The organism is Bradyrhizobium sp. MI1.10 (assembly GCF_055811035.1).
Window position 1 is genome coordinate 198,427 of the sequence record NZ_JBVVPN010000007.1, and the last position, 25,027, is coordinate 223,453.

19 protein-coding genes and 7 pseudogenes are annotated in these 25,027 nt (G+C 61.4%); 11 read left to right on the top strand and 15 right to left on the bottom strand.

The window, feature by feature from the left end:
- The first annotated feature begins 176 nt into the window (after positions 1 to 176).
- Positions 177 to 1,793: a B12-binding domain-containing radical SAM protein gene (locus AC0L3K_RS10355; protein WP_473365906.1), complete on the top strand. Its 1,617-nt coding sequence runs from the start codon at positions 177 to 179 to the stop codon at positions 1,791 to 1,793.
- Here AC0L3K_RS10355 and AC0L3K_RS10360 read toward each other — a convergent pair.
- The 4 genes and pseudogenes from AC0L3K_RS10360 to ku all read right to left on the bottom strand — a co-directional run bounded on the left by AC0L3K_RS10360 (position 1,773) and on the right by ku (position 4,944).
- Positions 1,773 to 2,691, bottom strand: a pseudogene (locus tag AC0L3K_RS10360) (lipid A biosynthesis lauroyl acyltransferase). The gene AC0L3K_RS10355 and the pseudogene AC0L3K_RS10360 sit on opposite strands and share 21 nt — an antisense overlap.
- Before the next feature lie 728 nt (positions 2,692 to 3,419).
- A pseudogene (locus AC0L3K_RS10365) lies at positions 3,420 to 3,695 on the bottom strand (Y-family DNA polymerase); the annotation flags it as partial.
- Positions 3,637 to 3,951 (bottom strand): NUDIX domain-containing protein, encoded by a 315-nt coding sequence (locus AC0L3K_RS10370; protein WP_473365907.1) that lies wholly within the window; start codon positions 3,949 to 3,951, stop codon positions 3,637 to 3,639. The pseudogene AC0L3K_RS10365 and the gene AC0L3K_RS10370, both read right to left, overlap by 59 nt.
- 64 nt (positions 3,952 to 4,015) lie before the next feature.
- A pseudogene (ku, locus tag AC0L3K_RS10375) lies at positions 4,016 to 4,944 on the bottom strand (non-homologous end joining protein Ku).
- A gap of 145 nt (positions 4,945 to 5,089) precedes the next feature.
- Here ku and AC0L3K_RS10380 point away from each other — a divergent pair.
- The 6 genes and pseudogenes from AC0L3K_RS10380 to AC0L3K_RS10405 all read left to right on the top strand — a co-directional run bounded on the left by AC0L3K_RS10380 (position 5,090) and on the right by AC0L3K_RS10405 (position 8,797).
- On the top strand, positions 5,090 to 5,485 hold the full coding sequence (locus tag AC0L3K_RS10380) for a hypothetical protein (protein ID WP_354129310.1): 396 nt from the start codon (positions 5,090 to 5,092) through the stop codon (positions 5,483 to 5,485).
- 44 nt (positions 5,486 to 5,529) lie between these two features.
- On the top strand, positions 5,530 to 5,979 hold the full coding sequence (locus AC0L3K_RS10385; RefSeq protein WP_354129309.1) for a hypothetical protein: 450 nt from the start codon (positions 5,530 to 5,532) through the stop codon (positions 5,977 to 5,979).
- 82 nt (positions 5,980 to 6,061) lie between these two features.
- Positions 6,062 to 7,090 carry an IS110 family RNA-guided transposase gene (locus tag AC0L3K_RS10390; RefSeq protein ID WP_354129308.1) on the top strand — a complete coding sequence of 343 codons (1,029 nt, stop codon included), beginning with the start codon at positions 6,062 to 6,064 and terminating at the stop codon, positions 7,088 to 7,090.
- Positions 7,091 to 7,353: 263 nt separating this feature from the next.
- Positions 7,354 to 8,079 (top strand): SOS response-associated peptidase, encoded by a 726-nt coding sequence (locus AC0L3K_RS10395; protein WP_473365922.1) that lies wholly within the window; start codon positions 7,354 to 7,356, stop codon positions 8,077 to 8,079.
- Between the two features lie 2 nt (positions 8,080 to 8,081).
- Positions 8,082 to 8,504 (top strand): annotated as a pseudogene (locus AC0L3K_RS10400) (Y-family DNA polymerase); the annotation flags it as partial.
- A gap of 80 nt (positions 8,505 to 8,584) precedes the next feature.
- On the top strand, positions 8,585 to 8,797 hold the full coding sequence (locus tag AC0L3K_RS10405) for a hypothetical protein (RefSeq protein WP_354129343.1): 213 nt from the start codon (positions 8,585 to 8,587) through the stop codon (positions 8,795 to 8,797).
- On the opposite strand, the pseudogene AC0L3K_RS10410 reads toward AC0L3K_RS10405, so the two are convergent.
- The 5 genes and pseudogenes from AC0L3K_RS10410 to AC0L3K_RS10430 all read right to left on the bottom strand — a co-directional run.
- Positions 8,797 to 8,994, bottom strand: a pseudogene (locus tag AC0L3K_RS10410) (hypothetical protein); the annotation flags it as partial. The gene AC0L3K_RS10405 and the pseudogene AC0L3K_RS10410 overlap by 1 nt on opposite strands.
- 374 nt (positions 8,995 to 9,368) lie before the next feature.
- Positions 9,369 to 11,243, bottom strand: a complete 1,875-nt coding sequence (locus AC0L3K_RS10415) for an alpha-amylase family glycosyl hydrolase (protein ID WP_354129307.1) — start codon at positions 11,241 to 11,243, stop codon at positions 9,369 to 9,371.
- Positions 11,240 to 13,699, bottom strand: a complete 2,460-nt coding sequence (locus AC0L3K_RS10420) for a 3-keto-alpha-glucoside-1,2-lyase-like domain-containing protein (RefSeq protein ID WP_473365908.1) — start codon at positions 13,697 to 13,699, stop codon at positions 11,240 to 11,242. Before AC0L3K_RS10420 ends, AC0L3K_RS10415 begins: the two co-directional genes overlap by 4 nt.
- A gap of 175 nt (positions 13,700 to 13,874) precedes the next feature.
- Positions 13,875 to 14,276, bottom strand: coding sequence for a GlcG/HbpS family heme-binding protein (locus AC0L3K_RS10425; RefSeq protein ID WP_473365923.1), 402 nt, complete (start codon positions 14,274 to 14,276; stop codon positions 13,875 to 13,877).
- 37 nt (positions 14,277 to 14,313) lie between these two features.
- Positions 14,314 to 14,652 (bottom strand): NnrS family protein, encoded by a 339-nt coding sequence (locus AC0L3K_RS10430; RefSeq protein WP_473365909.1) that lies wholly within the window; start codon positions 14,650 to 14,652, stop codon positions 14,314 to 14,316.
- On the opposite strand from AC0L3K_RS10430, the pseudogene AC0L3K_RS10435 reads away from it, so the two are divergent.
- A pseudogene (locus AC0L3K_RS10435) lies at positions 14,626 to 14,985 on the top strand (cupin domain-containing protein); the annotation flags it as partial. The gene AC0L3K_RS10430 and the pseudogene AC0L3K_RS10435 sit on opposite strands and share 27 nt — an antisense overlap.
- 173 nt (positions 14,986 to 15,158) lie before the next feature.
- On the opposite strand, the gene AC0L3K_RS10440 reads toward AC0L3K_RS10435, so the two are convergent.
- Entirely contained in the window at positions 15,159 to 17,375 is a 2,217-nt protein-coding gene (locus AC0L3K_RS10440) for a VCBS domain-containing protein (RefSeq protein ID WP_473365910.1), read from the bottom strand.
- A gap of 288 nt (positions 17,376 to 17,663) precedes the next feature.
- On the opposite strand from AC0L3K_RS10440, the gene AC0L3K_RS10445 reads away from it, so the two are divergent.
- Together AC0L3K_RS10445 and AC0L3K_RS10450 are read left to right on the top strand one after the other, a co-directional pair.
- On the top strand, positions 17,664 to 18,284 hold the full coding sequence (locus tag AC0L3K_RS10445; RefSeq protein ID WP_009859194.1) for a FecR family protein: 621 nt from the start codon (positions 17,664 to 17,666) through the stop codon (positions 18,282 to 18,284).
- Entirely contained in the window at positions 18,278 to 19,105 is an 828-nt protein-coding gene (locus AC0L3K_RS10450) for a tetratricopeptide repeat protein (protein WP_009859195.1), read from the top strand. Before AC0L3K_RS10445 ends, AC0L3K_RS10450 begins: the two co-directional genes overlap by 7 nt.
- A 1,009-nt stretch (positions 19,106 to 20,114) precedes the next feature.
- Here the strand turns inward: AC0L3K_RS10450 and AC0L3K_RS10455 are convergent.
- Entirely contained in the window at positions 20,115 to 20,378 is a 264-nt protein-coding gene (locus AC0L3K_RS10455) for a hypothetical protein (RefSeq protein WP_473365911.1), read from the bottom strand.
- Between the two features lie 1,008 nt (positions 20,379 to 21,386).
- On the opposite strand from AC0L3K_RS10455, the gene AC0L3K_RS10460 reads away from it, so the two are divergent.
- Positions 21,387 to 21,809, top strand: a complete 423-nt coding sequence (locus AC0L3K_RS10460) for a hypothetical protein (RefSeq protein ID WP_473365912.1) — start codon at positions 21,387 to 21,389, stop codon at positions 21,807 to 21,809.
- A gap of 621 nt (positions 21,810 to 22,430) precedes the next feature.
- Here AC0L3K_RS10460 and AC0L3K_RS10465 read toward each other — a convergent pair.
- The 4 genes and pseudogenes from AC0L3K_RS10465 to AC0L3K_RS10480 form a co-directional block, all read right to left on the bottom strand.
- Positions 22,431 to 22,577 (bottom strand): hypothetical protein, encoded by a 147-nt coding sequence (locus AC0L3K_RS10465; protein WP_354129583.1) that lies wholly within the window; start codon positions 22,575 to 22,577, stop codon positions 22,431 to 22,433.
- A 192-nt stretch (positions 22,578 to 22,769) separates the two neighbouring features.
- Positions 22,770 to 23,188 (bottom strand): annotated as a pseudogene (locus AC0L3K_RS10470) (DUF6946 family protein); the annotation flags it as partial.
- A gap of 452 nt (positions 23,189 to 23,640) precedes the next feature.
- Positions 23,641 to 23,850 carry a PRC-barrel domain-containing protein gene (locus AC0L3K_RS10475; RefSeq protein ID WP_354129587.1) on the bottom strand — a complete coding sequence of 70 codons (210 nt, stop codon included), beginning with the start codon at positions 23,848 to 23,850 and terminating at the stop codon, positions 23,641 to 23,643.
- A 33-nt stretch (positions 23,851 to 23,883) separates the two neighbouring features.
- Positions 23,884 to 24,081 carry a hypothetical protein gene (locus AC0L3K_RS10480; RefSeq protein WP_354129581.1) on the bottom strand — a complete coding sequence of 66 codons (198 nt, stop codon included), beginning with the start codon at positions 24,079 to 24,081 and terminating at the stop codon, positions 23,884 to 23,886.
- Between the last annotated feature and the right edge of the window lie 946 nt (positions 24,082 to 25,027).

The following is a 25,027-nucleotide window of genomic DNA, read 5'->3' on the forward strand; positions in this document are numbered from 1 at the left end:
GATATGTTCCGTCAGGCTTGATTGATTCGCAATGCACTGCCGCGGAGGTGCGAAACGGGACCGCAGTGCACACCTCCACGATCAGCACTCAACGTCTTATCGACGAGCGAAAGCGAATCCTTGAGCCCCGATAAACAGCGGGGCATTGCGCCATCAACGCCCGGGCCTGTAACAGCATGACAATCCCCTGCCGCGTCCTGATGATCTATCCGAAGTTCGTTCCGAATTCGTTTTGGAACTATGCGGAGGCCTGCGAACTCGTCGGTGCGAAGTATCCAACGGCGCCACTCGGCCTGATCACCGTCGCCGCTATGTTGCCGAAGCATTGGGACATCCGCCTCGTCAACCGCAATACCGAGGCTTTGACAGAGGCGGACCTCGATTGGGCCGATCTTGTGATGATCGGCGGTATGCTCAACCAGCAACCGGATGCCATCTACCTGATCAATCTCGCTCACCTGCGCGGCAAGCCAGTATGTGTCGGTGGGCCGGACGTCTCCTCCAGCCCGCATCTTTACGCGGACGCGGATTTTCAGGTGATCGGCGAGGCCGAGCATGTCATCGAGCAGTTCATTGCCGCTTGGGAAAGCGGCGAACGCAAAGGCGTGTTCATCGCCGAGAAATTCAAGATAGATGTCACGCTGAGTCCGATGCCCCGCTACGATCTTCTCAACTTCGATCACTATCTATACGTCGGCTTGCAGTATTCGCGTGGCTGCCCGTTCACCTGCGAGTTCTGCGATATTATCGAGTTGTATGGTCGCGTACCGCGTACCAAGACCAACGACCAGATTCTCGCAGAGTTGCAGGCACTCTACGATCACGGTTATCGCGGGCATGTCGACTTCGTCGACGACAATTTCATCGGCAACAAGAAGAACCTCCGCACCTTGATGCCGCGGCTCAAAGCCTGGCTGGAAGACCACGACTATCCATTCGAGTTCTCAACCGAAGCCTCGATCAACATCGCGGACGACAGCGAGTTGTTGCAGGCAATGAAGGATGCGAACTTCTTCGCGATCTTCGTCGGCATCGAGAGCCCGGATCCCGAGACGCTCGTGCAGATGAAGAAGAAGCAGAACACCAGGCGCAACATCGCCGAGTGCATTCACAAGATTTACGGCTACGGCATGTTCGTCACCGCTGGCTTCATCGTCGGGTTCGATAGCGAAAATGCCTCGATAGGACAGGCGATGGCCGACCTCATCGAGGAGGCAAGCATTCCAGTCTCCATCGTTGGACTGCTTTATGCGCTGCCTGGGACGCAGCTTACACGCCGGTTGGCCGCGGAAGGCCGCTTGCACCAGGGCCATGATCTCATGAACGTCGAGCAGGCGGGCGATCAGTGCACGCTCGGCTGTAATTTCGATACCAAGCGTCCGCTTCGTGACATCCTTGCCGATTACAAGGCCGTGCTCGGGCACGTCTATAGTCCGGCGGCATATGCAGGACGGCTATCGCGTCTCGCAGCCATGCTCGACCGGTCCGACCGGCGCCGCGACCTGCCCGATGGCGATGTGCGCAAGAGGCTTGGTGGCATCGACAGCGTACACAAGATCATGCGGGCCGTGCCGGAGGTTCGCGAGCCGTTCTGGAAGACCTTCGTCGAGGTCGCCAAGACCAATCCAGGTGCACTGCGTTACATCGTCATGCTGATGGCGCTGTACATGCACCTCGGGCCGTTCTCGGAGCGCGTGATTGGCGAGATTGACCGCCGCATTGCCGAACTGGACGATGTGCTTCCGCTGCCGGCCGCGGAGCTTGAGCGGGTGCTACCGCCAGCGACGGTGTAGCCACAGCCACTGATCGGGATATTCGCGGATCCAGCCCTCAATCACCGACGTGACCGCCTGCATCGTTCCCTGAACGTCGATTTGTCCTGCGGCATCGCGGACGGGCTTCACTTCTTCAGACAGTTCGCCACGAAAGCGGTGTCCGGGTAGGCGGATGATGCGCACGCCATGAACCGGGCACTCGATCTGCCGCAGCAGTCGGGCCAGCATCGGATTGGCCTTGGTCTTGCGGCCAAAGAAAGTAACCTCGACCCCGTTGGTCAGATATTGGTCGACCAGCATCCCGACGTGCTGTCCGCTTTTCAGGGCTTCCGCAAGTCGTAGGGGAGCGTCACGACCAGCCGCAATAAGCGTCCCCATGTTCACGGCCCGCATATCCTGGATGATGCGGTCGGCGGACGCGATGTTGGGTCGGCGATACAGGATCGCGGTGTCCAGCCCGTGTGCGACGCCTGCCAGCGCGGGAAGTTCCCAGTTGGCAAGATGACTTGCAAAGATCAGCGCCGGTTTGCCGTCGAGTCGCAGTTGTGTAAACAATTCATACGAGCGCTTGTCGATTTCGATCCGGCTATCCTCGGGCCGTGCGGGATCGTACTTCCAGATGTGATCAAGATGCGCGAATTCGGCGCCTACACGACCGAGATTGTCCCAGACGCCTGCGAGAATGGTCTCGATCTCTGCAGGCGATTTCTCCGGAAATGCGGCGGTTAGATTGGCTCGACCAGTCTTTTTGCTCCCGCATCATGGGCCCGATTGAGCGAGTGATCCGGGCGAACAAGTTGGCAGTCTTGGTCGGATCGAAATGGCGGGCGGTGCGCAGTATGCCGATCGTCAACGCGCCCACCGCCGCTTGGCCCAGGAGCTTGGCTACGTCACGAAAGTGGGGCCTAGTGCGCATAGCAACGACAGCCTTGGCTAACACTTTTCAGCTTTCGACCTCTTCAGCGTGCATCATCATACCACCGATACGCGATGCGATCAAAGACACCAACGAGTTGCGCAGGGCGCGCCTCTCGGATCGAGCTTCGTTCGGAGTAAATGTCCGCCAATGGGACGGACCGGTTGCTTCTCCCGCGAGGATAGTCTGCAGGGACGACCCTGCGGCATTCGGTGAAGTAGCCCATGGACACCACCACTCAGCTGCTAGCCTCGATCGGAATCGATTCGCGAAGGAAGTCTTCCACGTTGTTGGTCATGCCCTCGTTCGATGCAAACTGGGAGGGCTTGCTAAAGGTGATGTTTCGAGACTTCGCTTCAAGCTTGCGCGAGGCGCTCTCAGACCGCACCTGTCCTGCTAAACGCTGCCGGGAAGGCACTTGAGCCCATAAGAAATCCCGCCGTGAAGCGGCCGCTCGCCGCGCGCTTGACTGACGCGATTATCGAGCACGAAAAACGGTCGTGACCTTTAATGTGCACGAAATCCTGACCGACCTCCTTGTCTTGGCGTCAATCAACCCAGCTAAGACTGAGGATAAGCCGAACGGACATTCGCCACGCGCAGGAACGGGAAGGGCGCCCGACACCTATCGTGCCCAACTCAGAGCGCGCTCGTGTAGCGTCGACATATCGCTTGGAAGTGCAAGTCGTTGCGAAGGGATGCTCGACCGTCTCGCATGGCGTCGGACTGGCCTTGGCGAAACTGGTCTGCATAAATTCGAGCGACTGATTGCGCATGCCCCGTGTAGAAACCCAGTGCATTCACATCTTGGCGCTGGTCGCAGGCCCGATGCCGTGAAATCTGCCGACGGGCAAGGCTTCGACGAACGCCGGCCCCATATCTGGCGAGATGACGTACTGTCCGTTCGGCTTGCGGTGATCGGAGGCGAGCTTTGCGAGAAACTTGTTATAGGAGATGCCGGCTGAAGCGTTGAGGCCGGTTACCTCCTTGATGTTCGCACGGATCTCCCCCAGCGCCCGGAGTGGACCAATCGAAGCACTCGGGCCGAGTTTCCGCAAACTCGCGCCGCGCGACCTGCTCCGGAGCATCCGCGGCATCAATTTCGCCCTTCGGAATGGACCAGGCGCCGTTATCCTTTGTGCGCCAGAACGGACCGCCGGGATGAACGAGCAGAACCTCGAGCCCGCGAGCGCCCTTGCGGTAGGCGAGAATGCCCGCACTCAACATTGATCTCCTGGAAGTTTTTTTCAGCGCAGCCATATCGCTCCCTGCCGCGGACGACGAAGTAACGGCCGTCTAGCGTCACTGGATGCTTAACGACAAGTTAGGCTGACTTCCGCTGCGGTCTGGCCGCTGGCCTCTTCGCGGCCTCCTTCGCCGGTTGCTTGCCGGCAATCGGCATCAGCATTTCCTTCTGCCCGGCTGTTGCTTTGCGCGCCTTCTTGGCTGGCTTCTTCGGCGCCTCTCTCGTTGCCGCCGCGTCTCGTCCGATGCTCTTGCGCAGCGCATCCATCAGGTCCACCACGTTCTCGCCGCGGGGACGCGCTTTCGCGGTGATGGGGTTACCGGCGCGCTTCTGGTTGATGAGATCGATGAGGGCGGTTTCGTACTGGTCTTCGAACTTGTCCGGCTCGAAGTGTCCCGCCTTCTGATTGACGATGTGCTTGGCGAGGTCGAGCATGTCCTTGGTGACTTTGACGTCCTGGACATCGTCGAAATACTCATCCGCGGAGCGGACCTCATAGGGATAGCGCAGCAGGGTCCCCATCAGCCCCTTGTCGAGCGGCTCCAGCGCGATGATGTGTTCGCGATTGGTCAGGACCACCCGACCGATCGCGACCTTGTTCATTTCCCGGATCGTTTCGCGAATGACGGCAAAAGCGTCATGGCCAACCTTGCCGTCAGAGCGCAGATAATAAGGACGGATGAGATATCTCGGATCGATCTCGCTGCGGTCAACGAACTCGTCGATCTCGATGGTTCGCGTCGACTCCAGCGCGACGTTCTCAAGCTCCTCCTTCGTCAGCTCGATGAAGGTGTCGGTGTCGACCTTATATCCCTTGACGATGTCCTCGTTGTCGACCTCCTCGCCGGTGTGGCGTCGACCTTGGCATACTTGATCCGATGGCCGGTCTTTCGGTTCAGCTGATTGAACGAGACCTTTTCGGATTCGGAGGTGGCGGGATAGAGCGCGACCGGACAGGTGACGAGGGAAAGACGCAGGAAGCCTTTCCAGTTCGCGCGGGGGGCCATGGCGGGGAACTCCGATACTGATGCCGGATTCAAGACGAACGGCCCGGCTTGGTTCCGACATCGCGGCCCGTCCACCAGGATGATTTTTTCTCGCCGCGCGGTTGAGTGGACTCGACTTTTGTTCTCTTTATGTTCTAATTCCGGCATGACTGATCGACCCGCAAGCTGGCGCATGCCGACCCCAAAGCAGATGGAAAAACTGGCTGCTGAGGCCGCTCGCAGGCCGGCTTCCCCCGCCGCGGCTCCAGATGCCCCCCTCCCGGCCGAATATTGGGAATCGGTCCTCAAAGAGCCTCGCGCCGACGCGACCGGAGCCCAGATGCGGCAGCGGCGTCTTTCCGAGATTCAGCGCCACGTGCTGCGCATCTCCTGCCGTCGTTGCGAGCGGACCGTGGAAATCCAGACCGCCGACGCAGTCCGATTGTATGGCGGCAACGCGGTCTGGAAGGACGTCGCGCAACGGCTGCTCGACAACACCTGCCAGCAGCGCACTGGCAGACATGAAGAGGACGGGTGCTGGCCGGCGTTCGAGACGCCGTAGCCCGCTCCGGATCGCCAATCCGATATTTTCGCGTCTGGATGTGGATGGCCCCGAAGTATCACCCTACGCTGCTGTCGGGCGGCGACCGCAAGGCTCTGGCGAAGGAGCTTGGCAAGGCGAGGGCAATGGCCAACATTCTGGCTACCCAATCGGCGGAGACGCGGGCGAAGGGGGAAGCGCTCATCCAGCGGGCGGACAGGCTGCTATGCGAGAGTTGGAACGAACGCATGTGGTCAGACGGAGAGCCGATTGATCCGTCCCCGACGATCGACCAGGCCGTGAATGGAGGCTTCCCTTGGCTGGAGATCCAGTGCGCGCGCTGCAAGACGCCGAGCGATGTTGACCTCGCGGCGATGAAGCATCCGCCGACCACCTTCGTGCACGATCTCGGCAGCCGGCTGCGCTGCCGCAAATGCGCGAAGGCGGGCCGGCGTCCTTCCGCGACTCTACTACAACTAGCTTGGCAGCCGCGCCACCCTCGGACCGAAGCCTGACCAATGTGCTGGTGTGGACGGCCTCTCATCCCCACGGTTCTATGGCGCTGTCAGCGTCACAGCTAGATGAGAGGAAAGTCTGATGAATCTTCCTGTTCGCATCGGTATGGACACTTCCAAGTCGGTTTTCCAGCTTCATGGTGTTGATGAGAACGAGGTGGTGGTGGTCCGCCGCCAGTTCCGGCGAGCCGAGATGATCCGCTACTTCGAGCGGCTTCCACCGGTTCTCGTCGCCATCGAGTCCTGCGGCAGCTCGCATCATTGGGCGCGCCTGCTGCAGTCGTTCGGTCACGAGGTGAAGCTGATCCCACCTCAGTACGTGAAGGCTTACGTGAAGCGGGGCAAGAACGACGCGGCCGATGCCGAAGCGCTGTGCGAGGCGGTCACCCGGCCGAGTATGCGGTTTGTACCGGTCAAATCGAAGGAACGCCAAGCGGCCTGCATGTTAATGACTGTGCGGGAACGCCTGGTCAGCGTGAAGTCGCAGCTTTCCAATGCTTTCAGGAGCTATGCGGCTGAGTTTGGCATCGGCGGCCCCGCCGGTCGGCAGAATGTCGCGCAACTTATCAAGCGGGTGCTCGAGGATGATAGCTTACCGGAAATGGCAAAGGATCTCTTCCGACTCCAAGCAGAGGAATATGCCACGGTCGAAGCCCGCCTGGCAAAGATCGAAGCCAAGCTAATGAGGTGGCACCGCGACGATGATGTCAGCAGGCGGATCGCGACGATTCCCGGCGTCGGTCCGATTGGGTCGTCCATGCTAAGCATGAAGGCGCCGCCGCCGGAGACGTTCAGGTCAGGCCGCGACTTTGCCGCTTGGCTCGGACTGACACCCAAGGATCATTCGACGGGCGGCCGGCAAAGATATGGCGGAATCACAAAGGCCGGAGACTCAATGCTCCGATCGACGTTGATTGTCGGCGCGACCGCGCTGCTAAGGCACATTCGAAAGGGCCGTCATAAGCCCACACCCTGGCTTGCATCGCTACTGGAGCGAAAGCCGCCGAAATTGGTGGCGGTGGCCTTGGCCAACAAGTTCGCCCGTATCGCTTGGCGATTGATGATATCGGGCGGAGTATACAACCGACCGGTAGCCGCCATGCCCGTCTGATCTGAAATCGGCACCGCGAGCGAGTTGCTCGGCGGATAGCCCACGAACTTGCAGGACGCAGTAGATGGAAGGACCGATCGGTCGATACGCGCGAGCTTCCGTAGATTACACTGGCATCATCAAGGTCGCCTATGTGCTTGGAGCGTGCGTAGCGAACACCATCTTGGCCAGCGGACTTTGTCCGAGCAAACAGGCCGGACATCTGATAGCAAGCGATCAGGTCAAAAGTCTGCTACCATCCTGACAAGTGGGGGGCCGTCCACATCTGCAATCTCTACTCGATCACGACCAATCAAGCCGCGATTACCGCGTTGTTCCGCGTCGTGAACCGATACGTTGGCAATCTGGCGCCGATGCCGGGCGTGTTTCCCGATTACAAGGCACCGATCGTGCGCAACGGGGCCGCGGGCCGCGAACTCGCCACGGCGCGCTGGGGAATGCCGTCGTCGTCAAAAGCGCTGATGGACGCCACGAAGAAACGAGCCGAGAAGCTGCAGGCCAAGGGCAAGGCCGTCGATTTCAAGGAGCTGCTACGGATGGAGCCGGACGGCGGCACGACGAACATCCGCAACGTGAAGAGCAAGCACTGGACGAGATGGCTGGGAGCCGAAAACCGCTGCGTGGTGCCGTTCAACTCCTTTAGTGAATTCAACAAGGCTGAGGGCGGTGATATCTGGTTCGCGCTCGACGAGACCCGTCCCCTCGCCTGCTTCGCCGGCATCTGGACCAACTGGACGTCCGTCCGGAAGGTCAAGGAAGGTGAGACGACCAACGACCTCTACGCGTTCCTCACGACCGAGCCGAACGGCGAGGTCGGCGCCATCCACCCCAAGGCGATGCCGGTGATCCTGACGACGCCAGACGAAGTCGAGACCTGGATGACAGCCCCTCGGGACGAGGCCCTGAAGCTTCAGCGGCCGCTGCCGGATGAGGCACTCCGGATTGTCGCCCGCGGCGTCAAGGAAGATACGGTCGGGCTAGCGACCTGACCATCGAGGACGAGGACGACCAGGCGGCTTCCCCGGGCCGCCAACGCAAGATCATCCACATCGGACATGGACGCCTTCTATGCGTCCGTCGAGCAGCGCGACAATCCAGATCTCCACGGCAAGCCCGTCGCGGTCGGAGGATCCCGCGAGCGCGGCGTCGTGGCGGCAGCCAGCTATGAAGCCAGGAAGTTCGGGGTGCGCTCGGCCATGCCGTCCGTCACGGCAAAACGGCAATGCCCCGATCTGATCTGTCAAGCCGCGCTTCGAGGTGTACAAGGCAGTCTCGCAGCAGATCCGCGAGATCTTCGCCGAGCATACGCTGATTATCGAGCCGCTGTCGCTGGACGAGGCTTACCTTGACGTGAACGGAAAATCTGCAGGGCATTCCGTTGGCGCGGGATGTCGCGTTGGCGATCCGACAGCGAGGAGGGAAGCGCGTTAGCGCATTCGCCGGAGAAGGCCATTTTGACCCGGCGACGCTGACCAGCAATACCTTCGATATCGAATGGCCGAGCGTGAACGCCGTCAGCAGGCGGTCGACAAGGCGCAAGCTGCATTGGACAAGGCCGAGCAAGAGCACGCGAAGCGGGTAGCTGATATCCAGGCAGAGCTTGAGGCTCTCGAGAAGAGATCGCAGGCCGAAAAAGCCCGCTCGGATAAGGAGAAGGAGCGATTGGGAGCCGCGCTGCGGCGCGCGGGGTTGGTCAAGGGTCCTTAGTCGGTGGCACCCACGCGCAGCGCCATCAACCTGCATTGGCTCGGTCCGCTCCGCCCATTCGCGTCCACCCGTTTGAGATCCTCCATGACGGCGAAGCCATCCGGATAGCTCACCAGGATCTTGAGGACCGTCACCTGAAAGTTCACGCCCCCTCCGGATCGATCAGCGCCACATCGTGGGTGCACGGGACGAGGCATCGCGGCCGACCCGCCTAAGCCCCTCCAGTGAGACCTCGCCTCTGGTAGCAGCTTCCAGAATGTTCGTTGCGACGTGGGTACGTGCTCCGATGCCGCGGTGCGAGACGCCTTCACATACTTGGTCGGGGACCGCGCGCACTAGCGCGGTGGTTGCCGTGTCGAACATGAGGTGCCCCCATCAAGGGAAAGCCCATCCTAGCCCGGTTCTTCTGGCTTGGGAGTCACGCATGTTAGATTTTTTTGCGCGGCAGGCGTGCCGATGTCGTTCTTTCAGAGACTCTGTACGTTGTCTCGTACGGTCTCAGATCAGTGTCGCTGAGACCGCATTGATGGGACGTCGATTTGCCATGCGCCGAGCGCGGGTGGTCCCATGCCTACGTCAGCGTCCAGATCCGTCCATAATGCGATGGGACATTCAGCCCCACTTGCCGAAGCGAAAGCACGTTCCTCAGGTCGAGAGCGCCGCCATGCAGCTCTTCGACGTAGTCTCCGGCCATTGGAAACCAGAACGGGACGGTCCGGTCAGTGTCTCCAAAATTCACGGCGATCAAGGTGTAGCGACCGCCGTCGTAGCGGGCGAACAGAAGCACTCCGAACTGCTGATACCGGTCCCAGTCATTGAAGAAGAAGTACGTGCCCTGACGAATGTGGTCGCGCTGCCGCCGGATCCGCAGCAGCTTGCGGACCAGGCTCACAATCGGCCGGCCGGACCCGTCGTAGAAAAAATCCCAGCGCATCGGCCGCAGGAGCGAGACGCGGCCCATTCCGAAATCGGGCAGAAAATAGTTTTCGGCGAATTCCTCGCCTTGCCAGAGCATCGGAATCCCCTTGCTCAGCAGCAGACCGATCAAATAGGGCTGCAGCATGTACCAGCGCGCCCGGTCACCCTCGGCGAACAGCGGATTGCCGGCTTCGTCGGGATTGGAGGTGCCGAAATTGCAGAGGAACCGTTCGTGATCGTGGTTCTCGATGTACTGAAGCGCGCTCTTGGGGACGTCGTCGCTATTGACGGTCTCCCGGTCGGGGTAGCCGAAGAGACCAAGCTGCAGACCCAGGTCGGCGAGCCGGCCGCGGTCCCCCTGCGCTACGGCGCGTGCCGCGCCATAGGTGCCGTTCTGCCACGTGCAGTTGGAATACGTCGAGCGCAGGACGTCCTCCGGAGCTTCGAGCTGTTCGGCCATCTGCACGAGCGACAGCGGCTTGCCGGCGCCTGCGTCGAAGCGGCTCCAGTACGGGCGACCCGCCGCGATGTTCGCCTTGGTCAGCTGGTGCGTTTCATAGACCAGGCTCGCATAACCCACGCCCATCGGCCCGTCCCAGTAGTTCGGGACACAGTCGTAGCGGAAGCCATCGACGTGGTAGACCTCGAGCCAATGGTTACTGGCCGTATAGAAGTAGTCGCGCGTGATTTCTCGATTGAAATCCGTGCTCTTGCCGAAATTGCTGAAATAGTCCTTGGCAAACGGCCCCATGAATGGATTGTCGCGGTACTGCAGCCGCGTGTAGGCGTCGTAGTAAGGAAAATCCACGCCCGTATGGCCATAGACGACGTCCACGATCACCGCGATCCCGTGTTGGTGGCATATGTCGACCAGCTGCTGGAAATCCGATCGCTTGCCGAAGCGCTCATCGACACCAAAATAGCCGATTGGGAGATAGCCCCAATCGACCGAGTTGCCGACGTTAGACAGCGGCATGATCTCGATGGCGTTGATCCCGAGGTCGGCGAGGTAGGCCACGAACCCGCGGGCGCGGTCGAAATTGTTGCCGAACTCCGCGATGTTCACCTCATAGAGGATCAGGTCTGCCAGCGCCGGTGTTCGCCATTGCGTCTCGCCGGCGCTCCAGAGGTAGGGCTGATAGCCCAGGGTGAAGGCGGATTGCTTGCCGACACCGAACTCGCGCGCAAAGGGATCCATTATCCAGTCGAGCGTTCCGACGTTCGGGTTGGTGATGGTGTAGCGGTAGACATAGCGACCCGGACTGCCCCAGGCCGAGCCCGGCACTGCGGGCGGCGTCCCGGCGAGGGGGACCGTGACCGACCAGAAGTCGCCATACGGAGCACGAACGCTGTGCGCGAGTGCAAACTCCCGGGCCGGCATCTCTTGCAGGAACTGGTCCGCCTCATGGATGATCTTCACCGTGACGACGTTGCCGTCGGCCGCCGACAACCAGGGCATCCAGAGTCCGAACGTCACCGTGCCGTTGGTTTCCACGGCGCCCAACGATCCGAGTGGCATCAGGTTCATGCCACAAGACCCTCCAACGACTTCCACTGAATGCTGCGAAAGAGCACGCGACCCGTATGCGTCTGCAGGCCGATGAAGCGCGGGTCCTGCGCAGTAGACGGCAGCCCGCGGCGCGGCGACTGCGGGTCGCCCGCGAAATGGAAAATGTTCACCGTCTGCCCGTTCAGCGCGACGGTGATGTCGGCACCATCGACGGTGATCTCATAGCTGTTCCATTCTCCGACCGGATGGACCGTCAGCGGACCATCGGTCGGCCCCTTGAAGGAGTAGACCGCACCCGTCCTGTGGATGGGCGCATTGTCAGGCCGGGCCAGTTCGTCGATCTGAATCTCGAAGCCAAAGTTGACGCCGACATATGCAGTGTTGTCGTAGCCTTCGTTTCGAGGGTCCGGAAAGCCGACGAAGACGCCCGAATTGTCGTCCGGCGCCGTCATCATCCATTGCAGCCGCAAAACGTAGCGAGGCGGGGTCGGGCGCTTCAGCCAGAGCAGCCCCAGGTCGGTCCCCGTTCGCGCCTCGAGAACGCCGCGCCGTACCCGGAACGAGCCAGGGTCGTCCCGACCGGGCTGGTTGCTGATCGTCGACATTGTCCAGTCCCCCAGAGAGGTGCCATCGAACAGCGTCTCGAAACCCGCCTCGGCGACGAAGGCTGGAGGCGTCATGATCCGGTCGCCGGTGCGGCGCGATAGCGCTATCCCGGTCAGCATCGGGTTGGGCGAACCGATGCTCGGGAATAGCGCCGGGCCGGCCGCATACAGGTTTTCGGTGTGATGGAAGCGTCCGTTGCCGTCGGTGACGCTCGCGGTCGGGTCGGTGCCCATCCAAAGAGTTCCGGCTTCATGATGGGTCGTCCCGAGCCCGTCCTGGTTGCTCTGGAGCACCTGCATGGGCTGACCGTTGGCGAAGGCGGCGGCGACCTTCTGCATCGCCGCATCCATGGCGGCCCAGAGATCCCGATCGCGCTGCGTCGGCGTCAGCGCAACCGATGCGCGACGAACACCGTACTCGTCGGTCCGCGAGCTCAGATCAACGCGGCTTGGATGAGCCGCAGGATTGGCCGGATCGGCGGGCTCCATCTCTCCGAGCCCTCTGATCGCAATTGCGACATGCGTATCGGTCGAGGTCTTCAGCTGATCGAAGAAGTCGACGTCGGGCACCTTGCGGTAGAGCTCGTCCTCGGCGCCGATGGTGTTGGCGCCGCCGCTCGCGGAGATCTGAAGGTGGAAGTGGCCGATCAGATCACCATTCGGGCGCGTGGCCCGCCCCTTCACGAACAGGGCCGCGGTCTGCAGCTCGTTCACCACCGCGGAAAGCCCGGAAATCGCCGACCGCGGCACGCGGATGACGAGGTTCGAGCGAAGGTGCGCGATCAGGTTCTTGCCGATGAGCGGCAGGGTCGGAAGTCCGGTGGCATCGAACGATGCGAGAACCAGCCGCGCGTTCTCGATCGTGCCGAGCGACATGACGACCACACCACCCGGTGCCAAATCTATCGGACCTCGGCTGGTGTCGATGCCCGAGATGCGCCAAGTCCCTGCTGAGGTAGGAACGCTGCGCAGCGTGAGCACATGCGTGTCGGGCAGCACCATGAATTCCTTGAGGGCATCGCTGCCGTTGGAGTCGCTCGCCGCGGTCCGAGCAGCCTTCATCAGCAGCGGAACGACGCTGAACTTGTTCAGGGGAAAGAACCCCGCATGTGGCGGGCGCGCCTGCACAGCAAGCGGCGCTTCCAGCTTCAGCAGGTCGTTTTGCGAAAGCCCGCCGCTCGACGACAGACCGAGCAACTGTGCGGGGTCGGCGCCGGGCATCAGCAGCGGCGAGGGTGGGAGCGCGTCGAGCGTAATCGCCCCGGGCACGCTGGACAAATTGTCGAAGAGCTGGCGACGAAGCGCGTTTTGCAGTTCGCCGAAAATGAAGTCATTCGCCTCGTCGACACCGATCTGCCGCGAACTCTCATCGAAATAGCGGCCGTTCAGATCGGCTACGGTATTTGCCGGCCAACCCGACATCTCCTCGTCCAGCAGACGAGGCGACCAACCGCCCCAATAGAGTGATCGGCCTCCGAGCGTATACGCCAGTCCCTTGAAGGGAATGGTCGACTTCCAAGGAATGCCCCAAACCTCGTTGCGTGGCGGCTCCGGCTGCGGCAGGTTTTCGTTCAGAAAGAACGGATTGGCCGGATCGCCAAACCCCTGGATCCCCGTGTTCTGGACGTGCTCAGGAACGGTGAACAGCCCGGCGTCTACGACCAAGGTCCGTAATCCGCCGCCACTCTGCTTCTGACGAAACCACAGATGCTCGGCGATAGCCGAGCCGAACGTACCGCCTCCCACAATGATGAAATCGAACGGACGCCCGCCTGCGGATTTCCACGCATCAACCTCCGCTAGGTTGTTGCAGAGGTAGCGGCCCTGGATGTCTTTGGTGAACGAGGTCGTCTCGGTAGTGATCGCCATTGCCCGCCTCCTGGTGCAATCCTCGAACTCGCTTTCCTGTTAGGGCACGATCTTCTTCAACCTTAAATGAGCTAGTTCACAGATTGCTCTTACTTTCAGCGCCGCAGCGAGAGGGGCCTCGCTGGGCGGCATCGGTCGAGTTCCATCTTCGTACTGGAGCCGCTCCCCGCTCAGGTCAGAACTCCAGCCTGTCGCCAATCGCGTCGATGCCATCCCTCGCGCATGCTTCGTCGGCGTCGCCACCCGGAGCTCCGGAGACACCTACCGCTGCGACCAGCGAACGGGTCGCTTCGACCACTAGTCCTCCCCCTATGATGACTACTCCAGGAAGGTGGCGAATGCCCGCCTGCATCATGCCGGGTTGACTGATCGCATTGAGCTCAGTCGTGCTGGTCCTGAACGACGCGGCCGTCCAAGCCTTTCCTGCCGCCGTTGGCGGCGTGTGAGGACCTGCAAAGCGATCACGCAGCATCACTTGCGTCACGCCGAAACGATCGACCACGGCGACTGCGACTTGGAATCGCTCCAGACCTCCACGCGCGAGACCTGTCGTTGCCTCTCGGCGCGGACGAAGGATTCGGTGTAGGAGACCCGCAACGGGATGTCTTGGGTGGTCATTGGTCTGTTCCTTTTCGCATCGATCTTGATTTGCAATTGTCGGGTCGATGTCGGCGGACGACAATCAAGGCCCCGGCTTGCGAGCACCGCATCGTCCTTCCAAATCTCAGGCTCTCACCGAGGCCGACTGCGCACCCTTGCCTGCGTCCCCAATTCGGCAATAAGCGGTCGCCCGTGTGCCCCGGCGAGGCGCGGGTCATGATGGCCAGCGTCATTGTGCCGATCGCGCCAACCGCCAAGGCATGGAGAGCTGGAACTAATGCACAGTTACGATAAGCTGTTTCACCATCTCCAGTTTTCGAGGTCCAATGTCTGAAGTGGACTGGCTTAGCCATCTCCTCCAAATCGTGACCGTTACCGGCCAGCTCGAAGTCCGTTGCGCGTACGGCGCGCCATGGCGTGTTACCTGGGCCAGGGCAGCGCCGAATGAGATCCCCTATCACGTTATTGTCGGGAGCCGGGCCATTCTCGAGGATCCGGAGTCGAGAACAGCGTGGGAGCTAGTGAACGGGGATATCGTGCTGCTCCCTCATGGTGCTGCGCATGTGCTGCACGACGGCAGCGGCCAAACGCCGGTCCGTACTCACGAGAGCCGGGGCTCTGCCGGATGGATGTTGAGCGAGAACGATGGGCGGGGTGAGCAACTGGATCTGCTGTGCGGACGGTTTGTCGCCTTCCGAGTATGACCTTGGAGGTTACAAGACTCATTATTATTATGGTGCCTGGGAGCGGACATGAAGTAGCGCGCGTTGTGCGGGTCCGTGAATGTGATCGGCGCAACCATGGGAGCGCCTCCGGAAAACGCCAATCCGTCCGGACGCGACGAAGGCGTCGGCGGCACTCAGAGGATAAGATCGTGTTGGAAGGGTAGCTGTACGCCCTGGCCACCAGCCTCCTGCTCGTCGAAACGCCAACTCTCCGGCGTCGCATCGGCCGGATGGGGCCATGCGGTCACGGCGGAATCGTGCTCCGGATTGAGCGCGGCGACGGGGACCGAGGAAGCGACTGCCGCAGCCGTCGAGCTGGCATGCTGCAGTTCCGCACCCGCCTCGAAATGGAACGCGGGCTCGGCCCGGTTGCGAAAGCCTTGGTCGTCGGCGCCCTGGATGACCACGGTCACGATCTGCGGCGTGCCGTCGATCGTGGTCACGGTGAAGGTGTCGGTCAGCGCGTCGCAAGGTCCCAGGGCCTGGACCTCCGGGTCGTCGGGGTCGAGCACGTATGTCCACGTGCCGCAGGTCGTCATCGTGAAACTGCCGTAGCCGTGGTCGCTCGCCTGCGGGCATGTCGTCGCCGTGAAGGTGTCGTCGGGATTGTCGACGTCCCTGTCGGACAAGGTGCCGCTGGCGCGTGGCGGGGGCTCGCAGGAGTTGCTTGGCTCGGTCACGCGTCCGCAAATATCGCCGCAGACGACCGCGGCGTCGTTGCTGCCCTCGATGGTGACGGTCACCGTCTGTGCCGTACCGTCCGCGGCCCTCACGGTGAAATCGTCAGTCAGCGATTGACCTGCGTTCAGCGCCTGCACCGCGCAGTTGCCGTTGTCGAGCGCGAAGGTCCAGTGCCCATCCGCGGTCATCGTGAAGCTGCCGTAACCGTGGTCGCTCGGCTCCGGACATTTGACGGGATCGAACGCGTTCGACGGGCCGTCGACGTCGGTGGCGGTCAGAAGGCCGCACGCGGTTGGGACGCCCTGCGCGGAATCGTGGACGCCGCCTGCTTCGACGACGCGACCATGCGTGTCCCCGGAGATGACGGCCGGATCGTCGGCGCCTTGGATGGTCACCATGACAATCTGCGGCGTGCCGCCGATCGTGGTGACGGTGAAGGTGTCGGTCAGGGTCTGGTACGCCGTAAGCGCGAGCACTGCGGCGCTTGCGGGATCCAGCGCGTACGTCCAGTGCCCGTCGGACGTCATCGTGAAGCTGCCGTAGCCTTTGTCGCTGGTATGCGGAGAGCTCACCGCCGTGAACGTGTTGGCCGGATCGTCGACGTCGGTGTCGGCGAGCTTGCCGGTCGCGGTCGGGACGTCGTGCGCCATGAACGCCGCCGCAATCGCGGCGGCGTCCATTGTAACCGCGGCGACGGATCCACCGGTCCCGCCGCTTATCGCTGCCGCGTCGTCGGTGCCGGCGATGTCGATCGTGAAGGTTTGGCTTGCCGAGGCAAAGCCGTCGGACGCCGTGATGGTGAAGCTGTCGGCGTTCGGCGCCTTCAGCGCGTTGATAGCGTCGTTGTTCGGTACGTAGGCGTAGGCGCCGGTCGCGCTGTTCAAGTACAGGATTCCGAAGGAGCCGGCCTTCTCGACGTCGTAGCTTGCGCCCGCGACGGTGAAAGGGCCGATCGCGCCGCCCGCGATGCCGAAGGTCGGGGTCGTGCCGGAGCCGAAGCTCGTGGTCGAGAAGCTGCCGCTGCTCGCCGAGAACTCATCGAACGCGACTGTGTCGATCTCGACCGGGCCCGACCCGAGCGTCAGTGTCGGTGGCGAATGGATCAACGGCCCATCCGGCACGAAGCTGGCCGGCACCACCAGCCCGGGAAGGGCATGTTGTGGATTGGGCCCCTCCGGCGCCTGGAAATCGATCGGCTGCAGCGTCTGATCGACCGCTTCGCCCGGAGGCGTGCCGGATCCGGACGGCCCATGCTCCTTCGAGTAGTTGTCAAGCACGTCCTGCTGCCGGCTTTGCAGGTCCTCCATCCGCGAAGCGTTGTTGGCGATCTGCGCGAAGCTGACGGACGATCCGGTCTTGCTCAGGATGACCGTCTGCCCGGGATCGTCGACGATGATGTGGCGCGGCACCGCCTCCTTCGTGATGAGTTCGAAGGTGCCATGCTCGAACCCCTTGTAGGTGATGGAGGCGTCGTCGAACAAGGCGAGATCGGGATCGGCGGCCCACGCTTCTTTCAGCGCCGTCAGGATCAACGCGACGAAGGACAGCCCTCCGGCCCATCCGAGTCCCGCGACGACCGGCGACTCCACAGCGCGCCCGCCGCGGACGGACGGCGGACTGCGTTGGTGCTGCGCCGGCCAAAGACCGGCGAAGACACGTGCGAGCGACATCCTACGCCTCGCATGCTGCCCGCTTCCGCCGAAGCGGCCGGACCGATCGAGTGTAAGTCCACCCGCCCACGTTCCGGTTCCGCGAACCAGACTACGCTTTGTCGTCCCCAGGCTCCTTCACGAAATGTTGACTGGGTGTGCGCAAATGCGCTCTTTTGTTGGCGCTGAGCGGTCGGGACCATCGTCCGCTGCGACTAAAAAGTGGCGGTCGCGACATGCGGTATGGTGCGCCGGGCGCGCTCTGCCATCATTCCGCCGAAGCGGCTCTTCACGGACGGGAGCGGACGCATGCATGGACAAAGGACGGTCGCAGGACTTCTCTGCCTTTTGCTCGTTGCAGTGGCGTATCCGCCTGCGCCGGTTCGGGCGCAGGACGTCAAGCCAATCGGCAAAGTCGTGGCCGTTGCTGGCAAGGCAACGATCGAGCATATCGATGCCGCGGTTGTGCAGGCGAGACTGTCCGACGAGGGGGGCAGCGCGAAGGTCGGCGATCCAGTCTATCGGGGCGACGTCGTCAGGACGGGCGCCGACGGCCGCCTCGGTATCAACTTCGCCGACGGCAGCTCCTTCAGCCTGTCGAGTAACGCCAGCATGGAAATGAGCGAGTTCGTCTACGATCCGGACGGCAAGGACAATTCGACCCTGATCAGCCTGACCAGAGGCACCTTCACCTTCGTCGCCGGCAGCGTCGCTAAGACCGGGAACATGAAGGTGGACACGCCGGTGGCGACGTTGGGGATCCGGGGCACCACGCCCCACATCGAGATTTCGGACGACGGCACGGTCAAGTTCGCCACCCTGATCGAGCAGGGCAAGGATGCCGTCATGAAGCGGAAGGCCGGTTCGACCGTTGCGCCTCCCCGGCAGCGGAGGGCAGACCGCGCTCTCGGCATCTGCCGGGGATGCTGAAGGTCTTCGGGACGGCGCCAGTTATGATCCTGCTGCTGACCGCCCCCGCGTCGGCGCAGAAGCCGGAAGGTCAATTCCGGAACGTCGAGCTCTGCAACGCCGCCTCGTCGCCCGACCGGAGGATCGAGGCCTGCTCTGCCTTCATCGGAGCCGGCCGTGGCGGGCCACAGGCCTTGGCCATCGCCCACAACAACCGCGGCATCGCCTACGCGGCGAAGGTCGACTACGACCGCGCCGTCGCCGACTTCGACGCGGCCATCGGCATCGATCCGACCTTCGCCAAGCCCGTCAACAACCGCGGCGCGGCGAGACTGAGGACGGGCGACTACGACGCCGCGATGGAGGATTTCGACCGAGCCATCGCCCTCCAGCCGGCATACCCCGGGGCCTTCGTCAACCGCGCCGAGGCCTGGCTGAAGAAGGGCGATCTCGTACGCGCCGAAAGCGACTACACCGCCGCGACTCGTCTGAACGCCGACATGGAAGTGGCTTGGAGCGGCCTTTGCTGGATCCGGGCGAGCACGGGCGACCCGCAAGGCGCGGTGGAAGCCTGCGACAAGGCGATCGGGTCGGGCGCGCATACGGCTGCGACCTACGATTCCCGCGCGCTCGCCCACCTCAAGGCTGGACGGACCGATGCGGCCATCGCCGACTACGACGCCGCGCTACGCATCGACCCCACGCTCGCCGCCGCGCTGTACGGTCGCGGCCGGGCAAAGATCCGCCGCGGCGAGACGGCTTCGGGAGAAGCCGATGTCGCGGCCGCGAAAGCCGTCCGGGGCGACATCGCCGAGGAATTCGCGCGCTACGGCGTACCGTAGTCCGTCCTCAACGCGTGCCCGTCGGAGAATGCCGTCTCTCCCCTACCGAGAGAACCTGAGCTGCAGCGTTCGAGCAAGTTTTTTTGCAGATTCTCTCCCTCCGCCATGCACGCCGAAAAAGTCTTTATCCTTCAGTGCTTCCTGAAGCGGACTATTTGGCGGCCCATATCCGAGCCCATACCTTCGATCGAAGGACTGGAAGGATAACGTGCGTCGCGTGGGGCTTTGCACGGTCCTAGTCACCCACAACCTTCATCCGCCCATCCATCTGCCAGGTTGCGGCTCTCAGAGGTGCGCTTCGGAATGAAATACCTTCGAGATTATTTGGATCCGGCTCTCGCGCTCGGAACCCCACCCGAGGGCCGACCCAAATAGCTTCGTCCCTTTGTCTTGGTAGAGCGACTAGCCGGATGTCACCGCTATCAATTCGCTTGCCATCTATCGACTTAATAATCTCTCTGTCGTCATCGGACCATTTCTGAAAGTGAAACTGCTTCCCAGCGCGCACAATGCTCGTGAACGCCGTTCCTGGTCCCTTGTGCTTGCAAATCTGCCTCACCAAGAGACCGCCATGTATGGCCCTCGGCTTTGAACCGCAGGTAATATCAATCCCGGACCTCCTGGGGGGCCGCGATCTTGCTGTTCCAGCCTCTCGTTGAAGGGAGTAGTGGGGACGGTGCACGTACCAGGTGCCCGATTCGAGTTGTTCTGCTTGGCAATGAGTGTACGGGTCACGCCAGATGTCGGAATCGGTACACAAGTACAACTCGCCGGTCGTCCGGGCTACCCGGTCGCAGGCCGAGGGTATTATCGCGGATACGGCAGGGCAGCAGTGGGAGCCGCAGCCGTTGGTGCCGCGGCCTATGGCGCTTACGGTGCTTACAACAACTGTTACGATGCGTACGGCAATTGGATTGAAACGCGCCGAGCCCATGCCGACGGCGGTTGGCTGGCGCTGGTGACCGCTGTGGCGCTCGCCGACCGGACGGCGAACACGGGCAGCAGCGTCCTACGGCTGCGTCCCGCGATCGGCATCGTTCGCCATTAAGGGCCAGTTCTTCAGCATCAGCGCCAAGTCGCCGTCCCAGATTGCTAGCGCGCCGCATCGACCGGAGTCGCGAGCGGCGCGGTCCTGACGCGCCGCAGGAGCCACGCGCGGAATTCTCGCCTGTCGAGCCGCATTCAGGCCCGCTTGGAAAAACCGCTCGCGCTGCGCCGCGTCGAGCCGCGCCCAGCCCTGCATCGTGGCCTCGAACAGATCGATGCGCCGCATCTCGGCGTGCCTTTCAAAAGCAGATGCAGCAAAGGAAACACAAAAAACGAAAAACGCAAATATGCCGAAGGGGCGCGGTCGCGCGGTCCCCGCGTTTATCTATGCACCCAGAGGGACCCGAAACGTGGCGGGTGCGCGGAGACGGAAGCGCACAGTAGTCGCCTCCGATGCGATTTGCCGCACGGGACCGTCCTTCTGATGAGTTAACGTTAGGGAAGATGGCTGGCCTGACGGAGATCAGCGCTATGGGGTCCTTTGAAGCACTCGCCATCGTCCTTGTTTTTGTTCTGGTGGCGGTGGTCGTGACCATGCTCGTGCCGACCCGGAGACGATAGCGACGGCGTCCCGACCCAATGACTGGAAAGCGGTTGACGACGGCGGCAGGCAGCGCGCGTTCGCGCTGTCCTGATCGTTCACGACCCGGCGGCGCTGGTGCAAATTCGCCACGGCAGGGCCATCGACGTACAGGCGGCGCACTATGTGGCGCATGTCGAGAAGCGGGACGCTGATCTTCATCGCGGCGGTCGTCGCCCGCGAACATCGCGAAGAACAACGCTTCATTGTTCGCAGCAGCGAACTCGCCAGATGGATCAGAGGTAAGGGGCATCTCGGGAAGTCCGTCGCTCAATCTTCGTAAAATCGCGGCCCAGTTCGCTGCTGCCCGGCTCTCCACGGCTGCGTCCATTGAACGAGTCACGCGGCGCTGGACCGAGAACGTAGATGCGCCGGTATGCTTGGAGAGAAGAAGTCAGCCACCATTAATGACCTGATGTTGCGCGGCTTCGAGTACCTCTCCCGTGAGTGCAATAGGGGCGCCAACTCGTCACCCTCCAGTATGCAGAGCACATTCGTGCCAGGCTATCGTGGACTTCCTTCTCATCCGGCATCGCTCATGCCGCGCCTAACGGAGTTCTGCTAGATCAGTAAGCCGTATTGTACATTCAAAGTCATTGCATTGTGCCACGAACTGCTGACAAAATGGTCGGCATAGCCGGGTGAGTGGCAGTCGTGAATTTCCAGGTATCCATTTTGACGGTACTTGCTAGCTACCCCAATGGGCTGGCGACGCTTACGGATATCAAACGCGACCTCGCATTTTTGGCAACGAGCGGCGCTGATTGGGCAAGCTACAGCAAGCGGCTGGGTGCTACGCTCCCCTCGTTGGACGTCTTCTCCTTAGGCTTTGTGCAAAGGTATTCGTTCGGTTGGCGATTGACAGCAAAGGGCGCAGCCGCACTCGAACTTATGGAACAGAAGGTGAGAGCTCCCGTCGCTAATGTCGAAGCAGAAGCGGCAACGTCGGATAGCTTGCTGGAAAAGTGTACGCCACCTGTAGGGTCCGCTGAAAAGCCTGATCAGCCGAGTAGCTCACCAATTGATCGGCGCGCGCTGTTCATGGTCATCGACGGCGGTCGAAGCCAGGCTGCATAATAGTCACAAACGGAACGCAGCGTGCGGCGTGACGGCGACAGGTCTCAGAGGGCGCTGCCCGCATCTGCGCGCGAGGAGGTTGCTAGCTGACGTGCGATCGCCGGTCCTTTGTAAACATGCCTCCGACAAGAGTGGCATCGTTCACCGGGTTCGCGAGCGGGGGAACGCTTTTATAGGCGGAGTGCCGATCAGGAGCGCGACCCAGCGTTCGGGATGAACACAGCCGCGGGCTAAGCACAGCAACAACTTGGCACAGTAGTTCTACGGCGCCGCATCTGGCGCCTGTCTCGCTTCAAAAAGCAGCGCAACCGTGATTCCGTCGTCGAGCGTCGCGCTAGAAGCTCTAAGCTCCCGCCCCTTGAGCCGTCTTTCTCCCTGGAGCGCAACCGCCATTGTAAGCCTTGGGACCCTGGGAAATTTCCCAGGTGTCCGGCCGGTAGGTCCCCGCTAAACAGCTATTGGAACGTGGGCGAGTAGAAGAGCGAGAATGGAAGAGCTTATTGCTCAACTTGAGAAGTTTCGAGCGGAGGCAGGCTATTGTGCTCGGTTGGCGAGAACTGCACCGGATAGGCAGACGCGAGCGCTGTTCGAACGGCTCGCCGAACGGGTGCGAGAGATGGTTCAGGAAATCGAGACGACGATCGCCGCGCGAACGAAACCAAGTGGTCGCTGGGAATGATCGTCCGGTGGCAACTCCAAAGCCAGCGTCGATGCCTTCTTTGATGCACCCTTGATTGCACTGTTGTATTCTTGCTCGGTCTTGAGCATGGACTTCTTTGCATGACAGACGGTATCAGCGAACGGGTTGATTTGGAGGGCTCACTTGATGAGCGCCGGAACAACCCCTCAATCACTGTTGGCGCAAACGATACAGCCGCCGCGACGATTCACCACTCGGAATATCTGGGCGCGTCGGGTTGCAACACCCTTCCAGGGCTCGATCATTTTATTTCAGCTCCTCTAAGCGTCAAACCATTTGTAATCTTGCGAGAACGAATGGATGATCATCGCGGCGTCGTCGGTCTTGAAGCGAGCGGCTTCGAGAACTGCCGAGGCGGTGCGGTGAAATAACTGGTATCATCGGGTGGTGGACACGCAACGTCGATCAGATCACACAAGAACGCCAGCCGCTGTTGCTTCCTCGCGGATGGGTCCACATACCAATCTTTTATGGTCGGCCCAAAGGACTCATTGACCTTGCCCTCCACCGCGACGGCGATAGTGCGATTGTTCGATTTTATCAGAGCGAAAACATCCGTCTGACTTTCTCGTCCGTTATCGCGAAGTGATACCTTGTGCTCTGGGATCGCGATGAGCAACTCGGTGGCCAATCCGAACAGCCCGGCGATTTCCGGCGGCAGTCCTTCTGCGGCTTCCCAGCAATGCGCGAGTGTTCGCGCAGAGTAGCCACTACGCCAATGCTTAAAAGGGTCCGCTAACGGAAATGATCGCTAAGGCGATAATCAAGATCGCGCAAACCGGCGCTCATGACGCCGCACAGAGTTCGGCTCTGGCGATCAAGGAACTAGAACTGCGGTAGGGCATCTCGTTCCACCGGATGGCGGCGCGACCAAAGTCGCCTCATGCGACTTTTAATTTCCGATCGCCGCCCTGCTTGGAACTGAAACATTCCCCAAGGTCGGGGAGTTTGGCTCTTGGCTTCGGGGCTTCGCAACGCGCGAGGCATCTATGACCCCTCTACCAGCGGGCGACGCGTTCCTTACGGTCGCCATTATGAGCGTCACTTTCCTGACCGAGATCGCTCTTTTCATCTTGATTGGAATGATCTGAAAGGAGCGCGCTCTGGGCAGCGCGCGCCGATGCGAATGGTCTAGCTCTCCACGAACTTGATGGTTGAGACCGGCCATCTTCCATCATGGCCTGTAATCGAAATCCGGAGCCCGTGCAATTCATCCAGCCAAACGTTCTCGACCGTGCCTGCCTTTCCGTCGCTAAGGACGACGGCTTTGCCGATCAATTCGGAGTGCGCCTCACCGTACTCACTCAAAATCCTTGACGCACGAAGCTTCACCGGTGACAGCGCTCGTCCATGTTCGGCCGAGCCGTTTGCGGCTCAACCGCGCAGCTTGTTCCAGCGCTTGGCCGCTGGAATGATCGATGGTGACGGCTCTTCCAGTTCGCGGAGCCGAATCTGCATCCTAAGGTTCGCCGGTAATTCCGGCTCCGGTTTCAGCGACGCTCGTAGCCTCTCGCCGATCTCTCGAACCATGGCCGGGCTGTGTACATAGTCGATGTCGATATGGTTGGGCATGACGGAGCCTCGGTAAGAACAACGCCACCGGCACGCCGACATCAGCCCAATGCGATTCCCCGCAACCGATCGGGGCGCGGCTGGCGATTTTGAATGGAACCGGAGACCGCCGCTTTTGGCTATCTTGCGCGAGCGCTTGTAGAGAAAAGCGGGTCAGCAACCTTTGGCTATCCGCGACATGCGCCGTGTTAGTACCGGCGAGCGGCGGTCTCACATTTTCTAAAGCTCGCAGACGGCTTTCGTTCCCGTTTTCTAATCGCGACGCCAATGTTCCACTCGGAAGGAGGGAACCTAGGAGCGACTAGGCGCGCTGGCGCCGTGGTAGCAACTTCCGCTGCGGACGAAGACATCGAGCCGCGCGGCTGGTCGGAACCATTTCTGAGAGTGTCCGGTTAGCTTCTGGGGGTGATGAAGGGACCATCTCCATGAGGACCGAATATCTCGCGGCGATTGTGATAGCTGTTCTTTCCGCTGGTACCTGGCTGGCAGTCGATTCTATCGGCTCCCTGCCTTCCGAAAAGCAGTCCACGGCGGTCGCCGTGCAACTGGCGGACCGGTTAGCTGGGTCCGTGGATCCATTTCTTCGTTCTGGTGGATAACAGCCGGAGTAACTCAAACGCATTGATGCACGCCTCGAATTGGGCCGAGGTTAAATGCGGCCGTCCTGCAGCGGCTCGATGCCGCTGGCGATCTCGACCAGCTTGCGGGCGGCCGCGTCGGGGTCGACGAATGGACCTTCGGCGGCGTACTTCATGCGGCGGAGTCCCGCTTGTGCACACCATGCGATGTCTCGTCGCCTGCTAGGTCAATGCATGCCAATGCAACGCGCAGCCACTTCAAGCGATCAAGCGCGCTCGTAGCCGCTACGGCTCGCCTCATTGCCTCTTCAGCCTCGGCTGGATGATCAAAATTCCGACTCACGGAGAGCGGGTATATCCGATAAAAC

Excerpts from the sequence above, each read along its gene's own strand:
- AC0L3K_RS10355 (WP_473365906.1), top strand. The coding sequence starts at position 177 with ATGACAATCCCCTGCCGCGTCCTGATGATCTATCCGAAGTTCGTTCCG.
- AC0L3K_RS10370 (WP_473365907.1), bottom strand. The coding sequence starts at position 3,951 with ATGGCTGCGCTGAAAAAAACTTCCAGGAGATCAATGTTGAGTGCGGGC.
- AC0L3K_RS10380 (WP_354129310.1), top strand. The coding sequence starts at position 5,090 with ATGACTGATCGACCCGCAAGCTGGCGCATGCCGACCCCAAAGCAGATG.
- AC0L3K_RS10385 (WP_354129309.1), top strand. The coding sequence starts at position 5,530 with ATGGCCCCGAAGTATCACCCTACGCTGCTGTCGGGCGGCGACCGCAAG.
- AC0L3K_RS10390 (WP_354129308.1), top strand. The coding sequence starts at position 6,062 with ATGAATCTTCCTGTTCGCATCGGTATGGACACTTCCAAGTCGGTTTTC.
- AC0L3K_RS10405 (WP_354129343.1), top strand. The coding sequence starts at position 8,585 with ATGGCCGAGCGTGAACGCCGTCAGCAGGCGGTCGACAAGGCGCAAGCT.
- AC0L3K_RS10415 (WP_354129307.1), bottom strand. The coding sequence starts at position 11,243 with ATGAACCTGATGCCACTCGGATCGTTGGGCGCCGTGGAAACCAACGGC.
- AC0L3K_RS10420 (WP_473365908.1), bottom strand. The coding sequence starts at position 13,699 with ATGGCGATCACTACCGAGACGACCTCGTTCACCAAAGACATCCAGGGC.
- AC0L3K_RS10430 (WP_473365909.1), bottom strand. The coding sequence starts at position 14,652 with ATGGCTAAGCCAGTCCACTTCAGACATTGGACCTCGAAAACTGGAGAT.
- AC0L3K_RS10440 (WP_473365910.1), bottom strand. The coding sequence starts at position 17,375 with ATGTCGCTCGCACGTGTCTTCGCCGGTCTTTGGCCGGCGCAGCACCAA.
- AC0L3K_RS10445 (WP_009859194.1), top strand. The coding sequence starts at position 17,664 with ATGCATGGACAAAGGACGGTCGCAGGACTTCTCTGCCTTTTGCTCGTT.
- AC0L3K_RS10450 (WP_009859195.1), top strand. The coding sequence starts at position 18,278 with ATGCTGAAGGTCTTCGGGACGGCGCCAGTTATGATCCTGCTGCTGACC.
- AC0L3K_RS10455 (WP_473365911.1), bottom strand. The coding sequence starts at position 20,378 with ATGCGGCGCATCGATCTGTTCGAGGCCACGATGCAGGGCTGGGCGCGG.
- AC0L3K_RS10465 (WP_354129583.1), bottom strand. The coding sequence starts at position 22,577 with ATGCTCAAGACCGAGCAAGAATACAACAGTGCAATCAAGGGTGCATCA.
- AC0L3K_RS10480 (WP_354129581.1), bottom strand. The coding sequence starts at position 24,081 with ATGCCCAACCATATCGACATCGACTATGTACACAGCCCGGCCATGGTT.